General features: G+C 73.3%; 13 protein-coding genes. 9 read left to right on the forward strand and 4 right to left on the reverse strand.

Going from position 1 to position 18,017, the window contains the following annotated elements; all coding sequences use genetic code 11:
* Positions 1 to 161 precede the first annotated feature (161 nt).
* Positions 162 to 3,758: a DEAD/DEAH box helicase gene (locus JOE35_RS10550; RefSeq protein ID WP_209561040.1), complete on the forward strand. Its 3,597-nt coding sequence runs from the start codon at positions 162 to 164 to the stop codon at positions 3,756 to 3,758.
* Positions 3,759 to 4,012: 254 nt separating this feature from the next.
* On the forward strand, positions 4,013 to 4,408 hold the full coding sequence (locus tag JOE35_RS10555; RefSeq protein WP_209561041.1) for a hypothetical protein: 396 nt from the start codon (positions 4,013 to 4,015) through the stop codon (positions 4,406 to 4,408).
* A gap of 190 nt (positions 4,409 to 4,598) precedes the next feature.
* Here the strand turns inward: JOE35_RS10555 and JOE35_RS10560 are convergent, their stop codons facing one another.
* Positions 4,599 to 5,720, reverse strand: a complete 1,122-nt coding sequence (locus JOE35_RS10560; RefSeq protein ID WP_209561042.1) for an SDR family oxidoreductase — start codon at positions 5,718 to 5,720, stop codon at positions 4,599 to 4,601.
* Between the two features lie 122 nt (positions 5,721 to 5,842).
* Here JOE35_RS10560 and JOE35_RS10565 point away from each other — a divergent pair, with 122 nt between their 5' ends.
* Genes JOE35_RS10565 through JOE35_RS10575 form a run of 3 tightly spaced genes read left to right on the forward strand, consistent with a single transcriptional unit; the run spans position 5,843 to position 10,107 of the window.
* A complete protein-coding gene (locus JOE35_RS10565; protein WP_209561043.1) occupies positions 5,843 to 6,526 on the forward strand; it encodes a DUF1851 domain-containing protein in 684 nt (227 codons plus the stop codon).
* A gap of 10 nt (positions 6,527 to 6,536) precedes the next feature.
* Positions 6,537 to 8,279, forward strand: a complete 1,743-nt coding sequence (locus JOE35_RS10570; RefSeq protein WP_245186093.1) for a threonine/serine exporter ThrE family protein — start codon at positions 6,537 to 6,539, stop codon at positions 8,277 to 8,279.
* Between the two features lie 31 nt (positions 8,280 to 8,310).
* Positions 8,311 to 10,107 (forward strand): DEAD/DEAH box helicase, encoded by a 1,797-nt coding sequence (locus tag JOE35_RS10575; protein ID WP_209561044.1) that lies wholly within the window; start codon positions 8,311 to 8,313, stop codon positions 10,105 to 10,107.
* 167 nt (positions 10,108 to 10,274) lie between these two features.
* Here JOE35_RS10575 and JOE35_RS10580 read toward each other — a convergent pair whose 3' ends face one another.
* Positions 10,275 to 10,628 carry a hypothetical protein gene (locus tag JOE35_RS10580; RefSeq protein ID WP_209561045.1) on the reverse strand — a complete coding sequence of 118 codons (354 nt, stop codon included), beginning with the start codon at positions 10,626 to 10,628 and terminating at the stop codon, positions 10,275 to 10,277.
* 190 nt (positions 10,629 to 10,818) lie between these two features.
* On the opposite strand from JOE35_RS10580, the gene JOE35_RS10585 reads away from it, so the two are divergent.
* The 4 genes from JOE35_RS10585 to JOE35_RS10600 all read left to right on the forward strand — a co-directional run bounded on the left by JOE35_RS10585 (position 10,819) and on the right by JOE35_RS10600 (position 13,218).
* Positions 10,819 to 11,730, forward strand: a complete 912-nt coding sequence (locus JOE35_RS10585; protein WP_209561046.1) for a hypothetical protein — start codon at positions 10,819 to 10,821, stop codon at positions 11,728 to 11,730.
* A gap of 111 nt (positions 11,731 to 11,841) precedes the next feature.
* Complete coding sequence (locus tag JOE35_RS10590; RefSeq protein WP_209561047.1) at positions 11,842 to 12,198, forward strand: hypothetical protein; 357 nt, start codon at positions 11,842 to 11,844, stop codon at positions 12,196 to 12,198.
* A gap of 79 nt (positions 12,199 to 12,277) precedes the next feature.
* Positions 12,278 to 12,625: a hypothetical protein gene (locus tag JOE35_RS10595; protein WP_209561048.1), complete on the forward strand. Its 348-nt coding sequence runs from the start codon at positions 12,278 to 12,280 to the stop codon at positions 12,623 to 12,625.
* A gap of 116 nt (positions 12,626 to 12,741) precedes the next feature.
* Positions 12,742 to 13,218: a very short patch repair endonuclease gene (locus JOE35_RS10600; RefSeq protein WP_209561049.1), complete on the forward strand. Its 477-nt coding sequence runs from the start codon at positions 12,742 to 12,744 to the stop codon at positions 13,216 to 13,218.
* 75 nt (positions 13,219 to 13,293) lie between these two features.
* On the opposite strand, the gene JOE35_RS10605 is transcribed toward JOE35_RS10600, so the two are convergent.
* Positions 13,294 to 14,148 carry a nuclease-related domain-containing protein gene (locus JOE35_RS10605; protein WP_209561050.1) on the reverse strand — a complete coding sequence of 285 codons (855 nt, stop codon included), beginning with the start codon at positions 14,146 to 14,148 and terminating at the stop codon, positions 13,294 to 13,296.
* Between the two features lie 145 nt (positions 14,149 to 14,293).
* The gene (locus JOE35_RS10610; protein ID WP_307803039.1) at positions 14,294 to 17,731 is read right to left on the reverse strand and encodes a TM0106 family RecB-like putative nuclease; all 3,438 of its coding nucleotides are present in this window, start codon (positions 17,729 to 17,731) and stop codon (positions 14,294 to 14,296) included.
* Positions 17,732 to 18,017: the final 286 nt, after the last annotated feature.

The raw sequence follows: 18,017 nt of genomic DNA on the forward strand, positions 1-18,017 counted from the left end.
CGTTCGGAGCGCCCCGGGGCGTCGACGGCCCGTGGTGCGAGACAAGTGTGGCACCCGCAGGAGGTCGGCGGGAACGAGGTGCACAGCGCGCCGTCGACCCGGCGGAGGACGACGTCCTCGAGCACGGCAGCGATGTCGGCGGCACCTGACAGCATGGGCACATGAACGCGTCCCAGGAGTCCGGTGCACCCGCGCCCCTGGTCGACGCCGTCGACGTCATCCGGCTCGTCGGCCCGCGCGCTTTCTCCCGCGCGAAAGAATACGCACGTGACGACCACGTCCTCTCCTCCTCGTGGGACGGCGAGGGCCAGGTGCTCTCCGCCGAGGTGCAGGGCAGTGTCGCGGCTCCGTACCGGTGCAGCGTCGTCCTCGCGCCGGGCCGTGGCGAGCACGGCCGCCCCACGAGCAGCGAGTGCAGCTGCCCGCTGGGCGGGGACTGCAAGCACGTCGCCGCCGCCTTGCTCGCCAACAACGCACGGGTGCTGTCCCCGGGCGCGGGGCTGGTGCGCACTGCCTCGACCGCAGGAGGCGCGGGCTGGGCGGCCGGGGGCGCCGGCGACGACGAGACGGTCGCCTCCTCCGGTCCCACCTCCGGTGCTGGCGCCGCGGGTGCCGGTGCCTCCGCCGACTGGCGCTCCCGCCTGTCGCAGCTCACCGACCCTCCGCGGCTCGCTGACTCCCGGACGACCCGGATGGGGCTGCTCTTCGAGCGCCGGCCTCGTGCACGGCTGTCGCGCAGCCGCTGGGACGCGCCGTCGCCCGCGCCGCTCGTCGACGCGCGCGACCGCGCCACGGGCGGGCTGAGCACGGGCGGGCTGGGCAACAGCGGGCTGGGCGGGGGCGGGCTGGTGACGGGGGCCTCCCTCGGCGGACCGGCGGGCGCCTCCTGGCGTCTCGGGGTGCGACCGGTCAGCCTCAGCCGCACGGGCAACTGGGTGCGGGGCGACCTCACCTGGACGTCTCTGCCCTACCAGATGAACCGCCTGCAGATCGCGCCTGACGTGCACGCCTGGTTCGGCCAGTTCGCCGCCCTGCACCGCTCCGTGCACGCCGCCTACGTGCCCGGCGAGAGCGACTGGCTGATGCTCGACGACTTCTCCAGCCCGCTTCTCTGGCCCCTGCTCGCGGAGGCCGACCGGCTCGGGATCGCCCTGGTCACCGGCAAGCGGAGCACCGACGTCACGGTCGCCGCCAGCGCGCGGGTGGCCGTCGACGCGCGTCGCGACGACGACGGGGGCCTCGTCCTCGCGGCAGGAGTGACCGTCGACGGCGTGCTGCGCACGGGCGACGAGACCGGCACCGTGGCCGACCACGGCGTGTACCTCGTGGCGCCCGACCCTGTCCTGTCGATCGTCCTCGCGCCGACCACCGCGCCGATCGGGGACGAGCAGCGACGGCTGCTGACGTCCGCGCGCGAGCTCGTCGTGCCCGCGGGCGACGCCGACGAGTTCCTGCGCGACTTCTACCCCACGCTGCAGCAGACGGTCGCCGTGACCAGCAGCGACGACTCGGTCGTCTTCCCCGAGGTGCTGCCGCCGCAGCTCGTGCTGACGGCGACGTTCGGCAGGGGCGACAGCCTGGCGCTCGGCTGGCACTGGGACGTCGCGGGCCGGGTGGTGCCGTTCGGCTCCGCGGCACCGGCACCCGGGGTCGTCGTGCCCGACGTCGAGTCGTGGGGCGTCCCGGCCCGCGGGACGACGCTGCGCGGGGTCGCCGCCGCGGAGTTCACGCACGCCCGCCTGCCCGACCTCGAGGGGCGGCGCGACGTCCGCGTCGACGTCGTCGGCGAGCGTCCCGACTACCGCGAGCTCACCGAGGCGCCGCACCTGACCGTCACGACGATCGAGACCGACAAGCGCGACTGGTTCGACCTCGGCGTCCTGGTCACGATCGAGGGCAGGACCGTGCCGTTCGTCCCGCTCCTCACCGCCCTGGCGAAGCGGCAGCGCAAGATGCTGCTCGTCGACAAGTCGTACCTCTCGCTGACCCACCCGGCCTTCGACGAGCTCAAGCGGCTGATCGACGAGGCGACCTCGCTCGACGAGTGGGAGGTCGAGACTCCCCGCATCAGCCGGTACCAGGCGGGGCTCTGGGCCGAGTTCGACGATCTCGCCGACGCGACCGTGCAGGCCGAGAGCTGGCGACGGACGGTGGGCGGGCTGCTCGCGCTGGCCGACGCGGCCGATGCGGCGGCCGACGCGTCAGGTGGTGAGGAGCACGGCGATCGCGGGGCCGCCGCGGCCGTGGCCGCCGCCGCGTCCTCGGCGCCGGTCCCCGCCTCCTTGACGGCGACCCTGCGGCCGTACCAGCTCGAGGGGTTCCGCTGGCTGGCGTTCCTGTACGAGCACGGCCTCGGAGGAGTCCTCGCCGACGACATGGGGCTCGGCAAGACGCTGCAGACGCTCGCGCTGTTCGCGCACGTCCGCGAACAGCAGGGTCGCGAGGCCCAGGCGGCGGACGCCCGCTCTCGCGACGTCGGATCACCCGAGTCCGATCCTGCCGACGCCGCACCCCCGCGTGCCCCGTTCCTGGTGGTCGCCCCCACCTCCGTGGTCTCGGGCTGGGCGTCCGAGGCTGCTCGTTTCACGCCGGGGCTGCGCGTGCGCACGATCACCGAGACCGAGGCGAAGAGCCGAGGCAGTCTGCAGGAGGCGGTGGCCGAGGCCGACGTGGTGGTCACCTCCTATGCGCTGTTCCGTCTCGACTTCGCGGAGTACTCGGCGCACTCGTGGGCCGCACTGGTGCTCGACGAGGCCCAGTACGTGAAGAACCCGCAGTCGCAGGCGCACCGGTTCGCCGTCGACCTGGACGTGCCGGTCACGATCGCCATCACGGGCACGCCGCTCGAGAACGGCCTGATGGACCTCTGGGCGCTCTTCCGCATCGTCGCGCCCGGCATGCTGTCGACGAGCGTCCGGTTCTCGGACGACTGGCTGAAGCCCATCGCGACGGGTGAGCGACCGGAGCTGCTGCAGGCGCTGCGACGCCGGATCCGGCCGCTGATGCTGAGGCGCACCAAGGAGCTCGTGGCGCCCGAGCTGCCCGAGAAGCAGGAGCAGGTGCTCCGCGTCGACCTGGCGCCGGCGCACCGGGAGCTCTACGACGCGTTCCTGCAGCGGGAGCGCCTCAAGCTGCTCGACCTGATCGACGACCTCGACCGCAACCGGTTCATCGTGTTCCGGTCGCTCACCCTGCTGCGGATGCTCGCGCTCGACGCCGTGCTGATCGACCCGGCGTACGACGACGTGCCCTCGGCGAAGCTCGACCAGCTGCTCGACGAGATCGACGACGTCGTCGCGGGCGGGCATCGCGCGCTCGTGTTCAGCCAGTTCACGTCGTTCCTCTCGCGCGTGGCCGACCGGCTCGCCCAGCGCGGCCTCGCACACGAGTACCTCGACGGGTCGACGAGGCGACGGGCCGAGGTGATCGAGCGGTTCCGCTCGGGTGAGTCGCCGGTGTTCCTCATCAGCCTGAAGGCCGGCGGGGTCGGCCTCAACCTGACCGAGGCCGACTACGTCTTCGTGCTCGACCCGTGGTGGAACCCCGCCGCCGAGTCGCAGGCGGTCGACCGTGCCCACCGCATCGGCCAGACGAAGCGCGTGATGGTCTACCGGATGATCGCGAACGACACCATCGAGGAGAAGGTCCTCGCGCTCAGCCGCAAGAAAGCCGCCCTCTTCGACGCGGTCGTCGACGACGACGCGGTCTTCAGCTCGTCGCTCACCGCGGACGACATCCGCGGCCTGCTCGACGCCTGACGCGGCAGCGGCAGCGGCAGCGGCAGCGGGCTGTGCCTCTCCCTGTCCTGGCCCGTGATTCGAGAGTGATCGGCCCTCGCAGGGCGCCTCTTGCCCGTAGATCGGCCCGGATCCGACAGATCTCTCTCGCTTTGCCGGCGGACCCCCGTGGATCACTCTCGAATGACGGGAGAGGAGAGCGGCAGACCCGGGCGAGGCCGTGCTGCCTCCGAGCTGCCTGACGATCGCTCGCGAGTGCGGCGTACGGTCGCCGCATGGACGAGACGACACCGACCGACCGCACGCCCGAGCGCGACGCCGCTGAGCTGGCGCTCGCGATCGTCTCCCAGGCGGCCGCCATCACGCAGGGCGACGACGAGGCGCTCGACGCCAGCGACGACAACCTGCGCGAGGTCATCGCCGAGCAGGCCGACGAGCCGCTGACCGAGCAGCAGGAGGCGGTCGTCTCGACCCTAGGAGCGGCCGGAGGCAGCCTCGCGGCCGGCCTCAGCGCCGCCCTCGCGGAGGCACGCGGCGTCGACGCCACGGTGGTCCTCGGCGCGACGGCCCAGTCGATCCTCGCCCACGCGGACGACGTGCCCCTCGCGGAGGGCGCCCCCCGCGCCGACGAGGCGGGCGACGGTCCGGCCGACGACCCGCGCCTCCCCTAGCTAGGGACCCGCGCCTCCTCGACTCAGCCCCGCCTTCCGCGGATGCCGACCATCGGGGTCACATCAGCCTCCCAACACCCGCAGAAGCCACTGTTGCGGACCATTCGGTCGGCATCTGCAGTCCCGCAGCACGTCAGCTGGCCTGGGCCGGTGTGACGTCCGGGGAGCTGGCGGGCGGGGCGCGACAGCCCTACGGCACCAGGCGTGCGGCGCGGTACCGGTCGAACAACTCGGTGAACGCCCGCTCCGTGCGGCGGAAGCCGACGAAACCGGCCTCGCGGCTCTTGCCCATGTCGGTGACGACCTCCATCTCGCGGCCGAGGTCGGCGTCGGTGTGCCACCACGAGGCGACGCGGGCGAGATCGGGCTCGACGAGTCCGTGGCGAACGGCGAGCGCGGCCCAGTCGTCCTCGCAGCCGGCCATCTGCTCCTCGAACGGCTGCGGCGCGCCCGACGGCCCGGCGACCAGGGCAGGGTCGACGCCGAGGTGCGCGGCGAGGCGCGGCCACATCCAGCGCCAGCGGAACACGTCGCCGTTGACGACGTTGAACGGCTCGTCCGCGCCGGCGGGGTCGGTCGACGCCCAGACCATGTGGTCCGCGAGCAGGCCCGCGTCGGTCATGTCAGTGAGCGAGTTCCACTGCGTCTCGCTCCCCGGGAACACGAACGGCAGCCCGTGCTCGCGGCTCAGCGCAGCAGCCGCGGCGATGGTGAGGCCCATGTTCATGGCGTTGCCGACGGCGTAGCCGATCACGGTGTGCGAGCGGTGCACCGACCAGGTGAAGCCCTGGCGCTCCGCGGCGGCGAAGACCTCGTCCTCCTGGGCGTAGTAGAAGTTCGGGGTGTCGAGGCGGGGCTCCTCCTCGTGGAAGGGCGTGTCGGGCATCTCCCCCGCGGCGTAGGCCTCGAACGGGCCGAGGTAGTGCTTGAGGCCGGTCACCAGGGCGACGTGCTGCACCGGCGCGTGCGCGAGGGCGGCGAGGAGGTCTCGCACCATGCCCGCGTTGACGGCGATGTTCTCGGCCTCGGTCTCCTGACGCGACCAGGCCGTGAAGAAGACGTGGGTGGGGCGTTCGCCGGCCAGCGCCTCCTGCAGGCTCTCGGCGCTGCGCAGGTCGGCGGCGATGCCGCGGACGCCAGGGGCCGAGGAGGCGCGGCGCGACAACGCGAGGACGTCCCAGCCGTCCGCCGTCAGGCGCTCGACGAGGGCGGTCCCGGTGATGCCGCTCGCGCCGACCACGAGCGCGGTGCGCGGGGCGGCGGAGGTGGCGGTGGTCGAGGGGTCGAGGGTGGTGTTGTCGGCAGAGCTCATCCGTGGTGCAACCGACGCGGCGGCGGAGCATTCCCGAGCTGCGGGCTCGCGCCTCCTCGGCCCGACGAGTGAGTTCTCGTCAGCTCTCGACGGGCGGGCCAGGTCGCCCTAGGCTCACGCGAATGAGGAACCCGTTCCGGCGCTCGACGACGAGCCCGCAGGACACCGTGCTCGCACCCGAGAGCGCGCCCCCCACCCTGCCCGGGCTGGCGTCCGTGCCGGCGCCGGCGCCGGAGTCCCCCGTCGAGCCCGCGGTCGCGCCCCGGCCCGAGCCGGCGACCGAGCCCCAGTCCGGCTCCCCCGGCTACCACCTCCTGCCGTCGCCCCGTCCCGTCGCCGACCTGCCCGGCTGGGTGGGCCTGCACCGCTCGTACACCGACGTCGTCGGCTACTCGCACCTCGGCCACGTGTTCCTCCACGACAGCCGCGAGGGCACCTTCGGGGTGCTGCACCCCTTCCGCGACGCCTTCAAGGACTACGGCCGCTTCGACTCGCTCGAGCACTTCGACGCGATGGTCCTGTCCGACGAGGGCTTCGACGAGTTCGTGCTGCGCCGTCCGCACCTCGACGAGGTCGCCCGGCGCACGGGCCCCCTCGGCCCCGACCAGGTCTACGTGCCCGTGCCGTACCCGTTCCTCGGCGGCGACGAGTCACCAGGGAGCTACGACCGCGGCGACGTGTGGACGTTCCTCCGGATCGTCCCGCAGATGTTCGCCCGACAACGGGCGCAGGAGGCGGAGGCCGAGTCCGCCGGGGACGCGCCGGTCGACGAGGGGCGCAGCGACTCGCAGGGCGCCCCTGCCTAGACTCGTCCCGATGTCCGAACGCCCCGCCTCCGACCGACCTGCCGACGACGACGGGACGCCGACCCGGGCGGGCACGCCCGGCTTCGCCGACGGCCCGCGGGCCTACGATCCCCCGCCGCGCAGGCCGGCTGCCCCCGAGGCGTCCGCCCAGGCACCTGCCACCCCCGAGACCGCGAGGCCGGAGGTGCCGGGCACCTCCCGGAGCGCGTCCGCACCCTGGATCCCCACCTACAAGACGCCGCCGAGGGCACCGGCCAGGGCACCCGCGAAGGGCGCGCCCAAGCCGCCCGCGGCGCAGCGTCCTCCCCGAGTCCGCCGCCGCCGGGTCGACGCACAGGAGATGCGCGACGTCCGTGCCCGCCTGCGCGGCACCATCTACGAGGGCACGACGCCGGCCCACGGCCACCTCGGCGACCTCTACTCCCCGCGCCAGATCGTCGACTTCTGCCTCGACCTGGGCGAGGTGATGCTCGCGTCGGGCGCCGACGTCCGCACCGTCGAGGTCGCGATCGTCGCGGTCGGCACGAAGTGGAACCTCGCGCCGCTCGAGCTCGACATCACGGGCACGGCGATCACGCTGCAGTACACGCCCGTCGAGGGGCCGCCGCTCGTGAAGATGCGCGTCGTCGCGGCCGAGGGCAGCGACCTGCACCGTCTCTCGCTCGTCTACCAGATCGTCGACGAGCTGCTGCACGACGAGCAGGACATGACGAGCGCCGTCGAGGGACTCGTGACCGTGCTGCGCTCTCCCCCGCGCTGGCCGACCTGGGTCACCGACGCGGCCATGGGCCTCTTCGGCGTCTCCGTCTCGCTGCAGGCCGGCGGCTCGCTGGCCGGCGCCGCCGGGGCGTTCGTCCTCATGGTCGGCGCGATGGTGCTCGGCCGCTGGCTCACCCGCAAGGGGATCCCGAACTTCTTCATCGTCGCCCTGCAGTCGGCGAGCGTCGCCGCCGTGGGGTCGCTCGCGATCTGGGCCGGCGCGGTCGGGGCCGGCAGCGCCGCCGCCATGGTGGCCGCCGTGGTGGTGCTGATCCTGCCCCACGTGACGATCGTCACCTGGGCGCAGGACGCCATCTCGGGCTTCCGCGCGATGGCCCTGTCGAGGGCGCTGATCATCGCCCTGATCGTGGCCGGGATCGCGGTGGGCATCCCCGGCGGGCTGGCCCTCACCTCCGGCCTGTCGATCGAGGTCGACCCGACCGACATCACGCTGCGGACCCTGCCCATCTGGCTCCTCCTCGTCACGACGTTCTTCGCCGCGTCGGCCACCGCCGTCACGCAGGGGGCCAACGCCCGCGTCGTGCCCGTCGCGATCGGCGTCGCGCTCGTCGGGACGGTCACGCTGTGGTGCCTAAAGCAGCTCGAGGTGCCGCTGCTCGGCGCGACGTTCCTGGTCGCGACCCTGCTCGGGGCGCTCAGCACCGTCATCGCCGCCCGGCTGCGGGTGTCGGCGACGGCGATCGCCGTGCCCGCGTTCTGCGGCTCGCTGCTGCCGTCGCTGGCCGTCGCCTCGGCCCTGCTGAACGTCATGGCGGGCACGGGCGGCGCCGCCCTCGACGTGGTCGGCTCCGTCTCGACGACGCTCGCGATCGGGGCCGGCCTGGTGCTCGGCAGCCTGCTGGCGACCCCGGGGGCCCGACGCTCGCTGCGACGCCGCGTGAAGCGCGTCGTGGTGCAGTCCGAGCGCCTCGACACGTCGCCGATCAGCATCGTCGGCCCGGCCCCCAGCGACCCGCCCGCGCCGCGCGGCTGACGAAGCCCCCGCAGTCCTCTACCCTGGGAGGATGAGCGACACCACCGAGAACGACACGATCGACGCCGATGCACCCGAGATCGGTCCGACGTTCTCGGACCTGGGCCTGAGCGACCAGGTGCTCAAGGCGATCAAGGAGATCGGCTACGAGACCCCCTCCGCCATCCAGGCGGCCACCATCCCCACCCTGCTCGGCGGTCGCGACGTCGTCGGCCTGGCCCAGACCGGCACCGGCAAGACGGCGGCCTTCGCGCTGCCGATCCTGTCCCGCCTCGACGTCTCGGCCAAGAAGCCGCAGGCCCTCGTCCTCTCGCCGACGCGCGAGCTGGCCCTGCAGGTCTGCGAGGCGTTCGAGCAGTTCGCCAGCGGCATGCGCGGCGTCCACGTCCTGCCCGTCTACGGCGGCCAGGCCTACGGCGTCCAGCTGAGCGCGCTGCGCCGCGGCGTCCACGTCGTCGTCGGCACGCCCGGCCGCATCATGGACCACCTGGCGAAGGGCACCCTCGACCTCAGCGAGCTCAAGTACCTCGTGCTCGACGAGGCCGACGAGATGCTCAAGATGGGCTTCGCCGAAGACGTCGAGACGATCCTCGCCGACACCCCCGACGACAAGCAGGTCGCGCTCTTCTCCGCGACGATGCCGCCCCAGATCCGCCGCATCTCGAAGCAGTACCTGAACGACGCCGAAGAGATCACCGTCAAGGCGAAGACCACCACCTCCGTCAACACCTCGCAGCGCTACCTGATGGTGTCGTACCCGCAGAAGGTCGACGCCCTGACCCGCATCCTCGAGGTCGAGGCCTTCGAGGGCATGATCATCTTCGTCCGCACGAAGAGCGAGACCGAGACGCTCGCCGAGAAGCTGCGCGCCCGCGGCTACACGGCCGCCGCGATCAGCGGCGACGTGGCCCAGGCCCAGCGCGAGCGCACGGTCGGCCAGCTCAAGAGCGGCAAGCTCGACATCCTCGTCGCGACCGACGTCGCCGCCCGCGGCCTCGACGTCGACCGCATCACGCACGTCGTCAACTACGACCTGCCGATCGACACCGAGTCGTACGTGCACCGCATCGGCCGCACGGGTCGTGCCGGCCGCAGCGGCGCGGCGATCAGCTTCGTCACGCCGCGTGAGCGCCGCCTCCTCGGCGCCATCGAGAAGGCGACGCGCCAGCCGCTCACGCAGATGCAGCTGCCCACCCTCGAGGACGTGAACGTCACGCGCCTCGCGCGCTTCGACGACCAGATCACGGAGGCGCTCAACCAGGAGGCGCGGATCAGCGCGTTCCGCGACATCATCGGCCACTACGTCGAGCACCACGACGTGCCGGAGGCCGACGTCGCCGCCGCCCTCGCCGTCGTCGCCCAGGGCGAGACGCCCCTGCTGCTCGACCCTGCCGACGAGCGTCCTGCGCGTCGTGACGACCGTCCTGCTCGCGACGACCGCGGCTCGGGCTCCGGCTCCCGTGACGACCGCGGCGGGCGTTCCGACCGCGGCGATCGTCCCGAGCGCGGACCCCGCACCTCCAAGCCGATGACCGCCTACCGCATCGAGGTCGGCCGCCGTCAGCGCGTCGAGCCCCGTCAGATCGTCGGCGCGCTCGCCAACGAGGGCGGTCTCAGCCGGGACGACTTCGGAGCGATCCAGATCCGCCCCGACTTCTCCATCGTCGAGCTCGCCTCGGACATCAGCCGCGACATGCTCGATCGCCTGTCCGACACGCGCATCAGCGGCACGCTGATCGAGATCAAGCCCGACCGTCGCAGCGGCGGCGCGCCCCGTCGCGACGCCGACCGCGGCGGCGACAAGTTCGACCGCAAGCCCCGCCACTAGGCGCGGGCGCCGCGGCTGCGGCTGCGTGAAACAAGCGTAGAGGGACAGAACACCTTCGGGCCCGAGGGCGTTCTGTCCCTTTCGGTGTACATCTGCCCGCGTCTACGAGCGCAGCAGGCGAGGCGCCCCGTGGGCACGAGCGCAGGAGGCGCGGCGCAGGCCGGGCGCTACGCGGCGCGCTGCCGGCGCGCGCGCACCTGGCGCCGCACGAACTGGATCACGGCGAGCACCACCATCGCCGGCACGAGCACCGACAGCAGCCCGCTGAGGCCGTTCTCGAGCATGCCGAGCGACACCATGTCGTCGGTGACCTGGCGGGCGCCGACGAGCAGCGCGACGCCGAGCAGGGCCGTGACGAGCGAGAGCACGGCGGCGAGCCCGAAGACCCGGAGGCCGTCGCCGCGCACGATCTGGATGAGCCCGTCGAGCAGGAAAGACCCGATCAGCGGCAGGGCGACCGCGAGCAGCAGCACTCCCACGATCATCAGCAGCAGGCCCATGAGGCCGGTGGCGTCGAACACACGACCCCCTCTCGTCGGAGCGACCCTAGCGACGTCGTCTGGGCGACCCCTGCCGTCCAGCCGTGAGCGAGCCCGGCGACCGCGATCCGCACCTCCTCGTGTCGTCGGCCCGAAAGGGGGCTGCCGCCCGGATGCCCGTCATCGATAGGAAAGAGGGGCGCGGGCGCGAACGCCGCGCAGGGGAGCTGACATGCCACTGGGGGGCCCGGGACCACGCGACTGGTCGCCGTCGAGCTCGGACGAGCCGGTCGTCGTGCGCCGCCCGCCGCAGTGGGCATCGACGCCCGCGACGAGCCTGGCCGCGACGACACGAGGAGGCGGCTGGTCGCTGCCGAGGAGGCGCTCGTCAGCCCTCGGGCTGGCGACGATCTCGTTCCTGACGGGCGTCCTCGCGCTGGGCGTCATGCTGCTGCAGCCTGCGAACGACCAGACGACCCACGGGTTCTTCCTGTCGACGGCCGGCGTCACGGCGATCGTGACGGGCGCGCAGGCGCTGCGGCGGGGACGGTACGGCACCGTCCTGCCGCGGTTCCTCGCGCGTGCCGGCATCCTGCTGGGCGGTCTCGGGTCGGCCGCAGTGGCCTGGACGCTCGTCGCGTTCCTGGTGCTGCCCCTCGGCGTGACCCTCCCTGCCCTGCCGACGAGCCTAGCGACGTGGCTCCCGGCGTCGGGGGCGTCGTTCTTCGGCCCTGCTCCGCTCGGCGCGCTCTCGGGCGGCGCGCTGCCGGTCGAGGGAGGAGCGGCCGAGGGCGCCGTCGCACCCGACGGCCTGGAGGTGCTCCCCGCCCAGCCGCTCGCCCCGACGACCGCGGAGGACGAGACCCTTGAGCTGACCCGGGCCGCGGGCACGCTGGCGTACGTCCTCAGCCAGGCCAGGCCCGCCGGCTCCCCGTGGCCGAACCACCTCCTCCTCACGACCTCGCCGGGGCCCGTCGGGGTGTCGTCGCCGGACGGCGCACCGCTCGTGACCCTGCCTGCCGGCACGCAGCTCGTCTACTCGGTCAGCTCGGACCGGACCGTGTTCGCCGTCGACCTGGTCGGGGGCGGCTTCGGGCGCACCGTCCACTACGACTCGGCTGCGGGGGTGGTCACGGCGGGCTGAGGACCGGGCCGACGACGTCGACGAGGTCCGGCAGGAGAGAATGGTGACGCGACGCTCGTCGTGCTCGATCGTTCGACCGCCCCGCCCCGCCCCGATCCCGTGAGGACCGCCGTGACCACCCAGCCCGAGGGCGTGCCTGCCCTGTTCGGCATCGTCCAGCTCGCCCTGACGCTCGGGGCCGTGGTGCCGCTCGCCGTGGCTGTGCTGGCCGTCGTGCTCTTCGTGCCGAGGCAGAGGAGGCGCGCCACGGCGGACGACGCCCGCCGCCTGCACGACCTGGCTCGCGTCGCCCTGCTCGGCTCGGGCCTCGCGACCGCGGCGCTGGTCATCGGCCGGCTCGTGACGTCGGCGTCGGGCGGTGCCTCGTTCGTGTCGGGGGTGTCGTCGCCGCTGCTGGTGGTCGCGGTGCTGACCATGGTCGTCTCCGGGGTGCTCTTCTTCGTGGTGGCGCCCAAGCCGCAGGACTGAGGTCTGCCACTCGGCCCCTGGGCTGAGACCGGGGCCGCCTGCCGTCGGGCGATCCGACCGGTCTGTATCGTTGCACGGCATGGAATCACCGCCGCTGCTGCCGCCGTCCGCGCCGAGGCGCCGTCGTCGGAGGGTCGCCCGGTCCGTCGCCGTGCTCGGCGGCCTGGTGGGCGTGACCGCGGCGATCCTGCTCGTGAGCGTGCCGTGGGCGGGACAGGGCCCGATCGTCGCCGCGTGGGCGCTGGCGGTGACGGTGCCGACGGCAGGCGTGATCGGGGCCGTCGCGGCGGTGACGACGGTGCTCCCCTCCGGCGAGCCGTCCGAGCACGAGGCCGTCGACGTCGCCTTGCTGGTCGTCGACGTCGCGATCGTCGTGCTCCTGCTGCCGGCCGTCTGGCTGGTCGGCGTCCTGCTCGGCGGCCCGTGACTTCCGCGATGCCAGAGACGACGTGAAAGCGACAAGACGACCCGATCTTTCCCCTCGCTTTGTCGGATTCGCGTCGTCGAGCCCTGCCGCGTGACTCGGAGCCGTAGCGTCATCGGATGACGACGCCGCCGCTCCCCCAGCGGCCGGGCTCCGACGAGTTCGACTCGGACGCGGCGACGCGTCTCCGGATGAGCCGCATCCGTCGACGCGACACGAAGCCCGAGTGGCTGCTGCGGAGAGCCCTGCACGCCCGCGGCTGGCGCTACTTCGTCGACCGGCCGGTGCGGGGCGTGAGCCGGTGCCGGCCCGACCTGCTGTTCCCGCGCCTCCTGGTGGCGGTCTTCGTCGACGGCTGCTTCTGGCACTTCTGCCCGACGCACACCCATCTGCCGCGCGCGAACGCGACGTACTGGCACGCGAAGCTGCTCGCGAACCGGCAGCGCGATGCTCGACACGACGGCGACCTGACGCGAGCGGGCTGGCGCGTCGTCCGCGTCTGGGAGCACGACCCTGCCGAGGTCGCCCTGGCGACCGTCGAGGCCGTCCTCGTCGCGGCGTCGGCAGCGGCCGCCGCGAGGCGAACGGCAACGTGAGAGCGACAAGGCGACGCGATCTTCCACGTCGTCTTGTCGCTCTCGCGTCGCCGTGCCCCGCCGAGGAGGCGCGGGTCAGCCGATCGAGGACGTCACGGCTGCGAGAACGCCGCCGAGCAGCGTGATGCCCGCGCCGACCGAGGCGGCGACCGTCCCGACGGCGGCGCCGAGCGCCCACCGTCTACGGCGCCGGCCGGCGAGGGCGATCTCGCGCTGCAGCCGCTGGAACCGCTGCTCGTGACGGAGCGTGTCGTCGAGGACGAGCCCCTGCGTGTGCCAGGTCGCGCGTTCCTCGGCGAGCATCGCGAGGTAGGTGACGGCCTCGTCCGAGTGGACCGCCGGCAGCGACCGGAGCCACCGGCCCACGTGAGCCTCAGGCAGCACGACGACCGGCGGCTGCTTCTCGCCGAACCGGATCGACCGTGCGCCGACGACCACCAGCACCGGGGTGACGTCGACGGGACCGCCCGCACGAGCCGAGAGGAGGCGCGACGCGCGTGCCGCCTCCGACAGGGAGTTGCGGATGTGCCACGTCCGTGACCCGTTGACCATGAAGACGTTGCCGCCGACCCAGACCTTCTTGTCGTCGTGGTGCTTCGTGTTGAGGGTGAAGACGCCGGGCGGGCCGAGGACGACGTGGTCGATGTCGGACTCGCCGCTGCCGACGGGGACCGAGTGCAGGACCGTCCAGTCGGGGCCGAGCTCGTCGAGCACCCGTGCGACGCGGATCTCGCCGAGAGCGCCCTGGTACCAGCTGCGGGCCTCGGGCCGGAGCGGGTGCCTGCCCCAGAACCGGTCCGCCGACGTGCGGGGCGGCGCGGCGGCCTGCAGACGGAGGCACTCCTGCATCACCGAGTAGGCAGGCCGGCGGGCGCGCAGGGTCACGGCGACGCATCCGCGCCCGACGACATCGAGCTGCTCTTCCCCCATGGGGTCGACGCTAGGAGGTGCCGCTCGCGTCGCCCAGCCCCCGAACGGGCCAGCGTGCGCCGCCACGACACGCGAGACGACGTGGCAGCGACAAGACGACGCGATCTTCCACGTCGTCTTGTCGCTCTTGCGTCGCCTAGCCCTGCTAGCGGCTCGGCTGCCCGCCCTCGACGAGCTCGATGAACCGCGACAGCAGCCCGAGCCCCGCGATCGACGTCGGCATCGACGACGCGAGCGCAGGCGAGTGCACGAGCCAGGCCGCCCACTTCGCCCGCGAGATCGCCACGTTCAGCCGGTTCGGCATCAGCAGGAAGTCGAGCCCGCGAGGGATGTCGGCGGCGGACGACGCGGCCAGCGAGACGATCGCGACGACCGCCTCCCTGCCCTGGAACAGGTCGACGGTCCCCACGGTCGTGCCGGCGAAGCCCGCGAGGTCGAGCAACTCGCGGATGACGGCACCCTGCGCGTTGTAGGGCGCCACGACGATGACGTCGTCGTCGGTCAGCGACCGCGTGCCGTGCTCGTCGGTCCAGCGGCGGCCGACGACGTCGCGGACGAGCTCGACGACCCGCTCCGCCTCGTCGACCGACGACGTCGTGTCGCCCGCGTGCACGACCGGCGCTACGTGCAGCCCGGGCTCGATGCCCTCGAGCAGCCGCGACGGAGCCCGCGACTCGAGCTGCCCCGCGTACGAGAGCCGCGACACCGTCGCCGTGACCGCCGGGTGCATCCGGTACGTGCGAGACAGGAAGTACCCGAGCTCGGCGGGCAGCACGTCGTGTCCGTCCGCCACCCAGCCGAGCGCCGACTCGTCCACGGGCTCGGGGTGCGATCCCTGGCTCACCTGCGGCAGCTGCTGAGGGTCGCCGAGCAGCAGGAGGCGCTGGGCGGCCACCGAGGAGGCGATGGTCGGCGCCAGCGAGAACTGTCCGGCCTCGTCGACGACCAGCAGGTCGAGCGACCGGCGCGGGATCGTGTCGGCGTTGGCGAAGGTCCACGCCGTGCCGCCGACGACGCCGCCGGTCTCGCCTGCCCCGCCGAGGAAGCCGGCCACTGTGGCTCCGTCCTTGACCGGGGTCCAGGCCGCCGCCTCCAGCACCTCGGCGTCGGTGCCCTTCTTCGGCACCTTGACGACGCGCGACGGGTCGACTCCCTTCGCCACGACCGCGTCGAGGAAGTTCTCGACGACCGCGTGCGACTGCCCGACGACGCCGACGCGCCAGCCGTGCTCCGTCACGAGACGGGCGACGACAGTCGAGCCGACGTAGGTCTTGCCCGTGCCCGGAGGCCCCTGGACCGCGAGGTACGAGCGGTCGAGGCCGAGCAGGGTCCGGGTCACGGCCGTCACGGTGTCGTCGCCGACCACGGGCACGACTCCCCCGCGCGGCGGCACCCGCCGCAGCAGGTCGAGCGCGGCGTCGGGCCGCATCGACGGCAGCTCGTCGAGCAGGGAACGGCCCCACTCCGAGATGGCCTCGGGCTGCGGTGCCGCACGCGGGGGCGCAGCGGGCGTCAGCGCCAGCGGGAACTGGTGGTGCGGCTCGCCGCCGCTGGCCAGCGACTCCTTGACGAGCAGGACGACGCTGTCGCCGTCCGCGTCGACGTCGAGCACCGTGGCGCGGGCGGACGCACCACGGAGGCCGGGACCGGCCGCCCGGACGGTGGGCGGCAGCGGCGCGTCGTAGACGAGGTGCGGCGACGGCCCGCCCGCGCTGAGGCGGCTGCCCGGCCCGAGCGAGCCGACCAGGCGCAGGTCGCGCGAGAGCGTGCGTGCACGCGGCAGCTTCTCCCAGTCGCGGACGACCTCGGCCCGCTCGACGACGAACACGTCGCGGGTGTCGCCCCACTCGTCGACCGGGCCACGGAGGCGGTCGAAGTGCTCTTGCCAGAACGTCTTGGCCTCGCGCCGGTGGTAGTCGATCGCCGCCGCGGCGAGTGCCAGCGCCGTCTGGTCGGCGTCGCGGTCGAGCGGGTCGACGTCGGCGAGCAGCGCGGCGAGCTCGACGAACACGGGGTCGGGCTCGGCCTTCACCCGTTCGTCGTCGACGAGCGGCAGCAGGTCGTCCGACGCGTCGACGTCGGCGCCCTCGGCGAACCCGAGCAGCCAGTCGCGCAGCCGCAGGGTCGACCGGCAGTCGTACTCGTTGTAGTCGGCGACCTGGTCGAGCCGGGCCTGGCCCGACGGGTCTCCGGCGCGGAGCGCGGTGATCGCCTCGACGTAGGCCGTGATGCTGTCGGCGGCGTTGACGACGCCCTCGCCGTCGCGGAGGTCGGCGCCCATGTAGAGCGGCTCGAGCTTCTTGATCGAGTAGCTGCGCGAGCCGACCAGCAGCGCCTTGCGGACGATCGGGTAGAGGTCGACGAGGACGCCGTCGCGCAGCAGGTCGTCGACCTCCTCCTCGCCGACGCCGTGCCGGGCGGCCAGCGACAGCAGGTGCGTCCGCTCGTAGGAGGCGTAGTGGTAGACGTGCATGCCCGGGTGCGCCGCGCGTCGCTCGCGCACGAACGCGAGGAACTCGACGAGCGCACGCCGTTCTTCTCGGAAGTCGTGCGCCCAGAACGCGGTGAACCGCGCCTCCTGGTCGACGAGGCCGAAGAGGTAGTCGAGGCCCCAGGTGCTGACGTCGCCCGCACTGCTGTCGCCCTCGGTGTAGAGCGGGTCGCCCTCGAAGTCGAAGAACACGTCGCCGGGGTCGGGTGCGGGGATCGCCGCGAGCGCACCCGCGTCGACGAGCCTGACCTCGGGCCGGCCGTGCTCGCTCGCCAGCTGCAGCTGGGCCTGGCCCCGGAGGCGCGCGAGGGCCGCGCCGCCCACTCCCGGCACGCTGCCGGTACTGACCGCCAGCTCGTCGATGCTGTGCATGCCGGCGTCGTTCAGCCGTGAGCGCTGCGACAGCGTCAGCCCGGCGACGAGCACGAGGTCGCGGTGCAGCTCGACCTGGGCAGAGCACTGGGAGCAGCGGCCGCACGCGGTGACGCCGGGGGCGCCCCAGTCGAGCGGCGACGTCGCGCGCACCCGCTCGGAGACGACCGCACGGAGCTGCGCCTGCTGGGCACGGAACACCGGCGCGATGTCGGCGAGGTCGTGGGTCGACCGCGAGCCGTCGCCGAGCACGAGGTGCACCTGAGAGCCCACCGGGATGCCGAGCGCCTCGATCTGCTCGGCGTAGGCGGCGAGCTGCAGCAGCGCGGGGATCTTGGCGTGCCGAGCCAGCTTCGTGTCGTAGACCTCGTACTCGCCGGCGTCGTTCCGCACCAGGAAGTCGCTGAAGCCGATGAACGACCCGTCGAAGAAGGTCGCCTGGTAGAGCACGTCGGCACCGGCCCGCATCGCGTCGGCCGCCGCCCGCGCGGCCGCGGGGTACTCGTCACGAGAGGGCCGCTCGAACTCGACGACGTCGTGCGTCGCCCGCAGCTGCTCGAGGAACCGCACCTCGTGGTCGTCGCCGAGCCGCGCCGTGCGGTCGAGCATCGCGTCGGGCTCGTCGACCACCGTGTCGATCCGGCCGAGCTTCGCGTCGAGCCGTCGCAGGAACGCCCATTCGCACGCTGCCCAGGTCGTGAGGTCGGTCGGGCTCGTCACCACGGTGTCGTCGGCGATGTAGATGAGGGCCTCCTGCGGTCACTAGCTGGTCGCGGGCACTGCCGTGAGGCGGGTCGCGTTCCGACGACGGTAGCGGTCACCGCCGACGTCGAGCCCTGGAGCTGCCCCCTCGACCAGGTGCGGCGGGTTCCCGTAGCTGCCGGCGGGTCAGCGTGGCGATCGGCGGGTTCGCGTGCCCGGCGGCGGGTGGGCGCCCACCCGCCGCCGCCGACAGGAACCCGCCGGACCAGCTCGCACAGCCACGAGTGGGTGCGGCGGGTTCCCG

It is taken from the genome of Frigoribacterium sp. PvP032 (assembly GCF_017833035.1).
Classification (GTDB): domain Bacteria; phylum Actinomycetota; class Actinomycetes; order Actinomycetales; family Microbacteriaceae; genus Frigoribacterium.

Coding starts and splice junctions, on each gene's coding strand:
- JOE35_RS10550 (WP_209561040.1), top strand. CDS start 162: ATGAACGCGTCCCAGGAGTCCGGTGCACCCGCGCCCCTGGTCGACGCC.
- JOE35_RS10555 (WP_209561041.1), top strand. CDS start 4,013: ATGGACGAGACGACACCGACCGACCGCACGCCCGAGCGCGACGCCGCT.
- JOE35_RS10560 (WP_209561042.1), bottom strand. CDS start 5,720: ATGAGCTCTGCCGACAACACCACCCTCGACCCCTCGACCACCGCCACC.
- JOE35_RS10565 (WP_209561043.1), top strand. CDS start 5,843: ATGAGGAACCCGTTCCGGCGCTCGACGACGAGCCCGCAGGACACCGTG.
- JOE35_RS10570 (WP_245186093.1), top strand. CDS start 6,537: ATGTCCGAACGCCCCGCCTCCGACCGACCTGCCGACGACGACGGGACG.
- JOE35_RS10575 (WP_209561044.1), top strand. CDS start 8,311: ATGAGCGACACCACCGAGAACGACACGATCGACGCCGATGCACCCGAG.
- JOE35_RS10585 (WP_209561046.1), top strand. CDS start 10,819: ATGCCACTGGGGGGCCCGGGACCACGCGACTGGTCGCCGTCGAGCTCG.
- JOE35_RS10595 (WP_209561048.1), top strand. CDS start 12,278: ATGGAATCACCGCCGCTGCTGCCGCCGTCCGCGCCGAGGCGCCGTCGT.
- JOE35_RS10600 (WP_209561049.1), top strand. CDS start 12,742: ATGACGACGCCGCCGCTCCCCCAGCGGCCGGGCTCCGACGAGTTCGAC.
- JOE35_RS10605 (WP_209561050.1), bottom strand. CDS start 14,148: ATGGGGGAAGAGCAGCTCGATGTCGTCGGGCGCGGATGCGTCGCCGTG.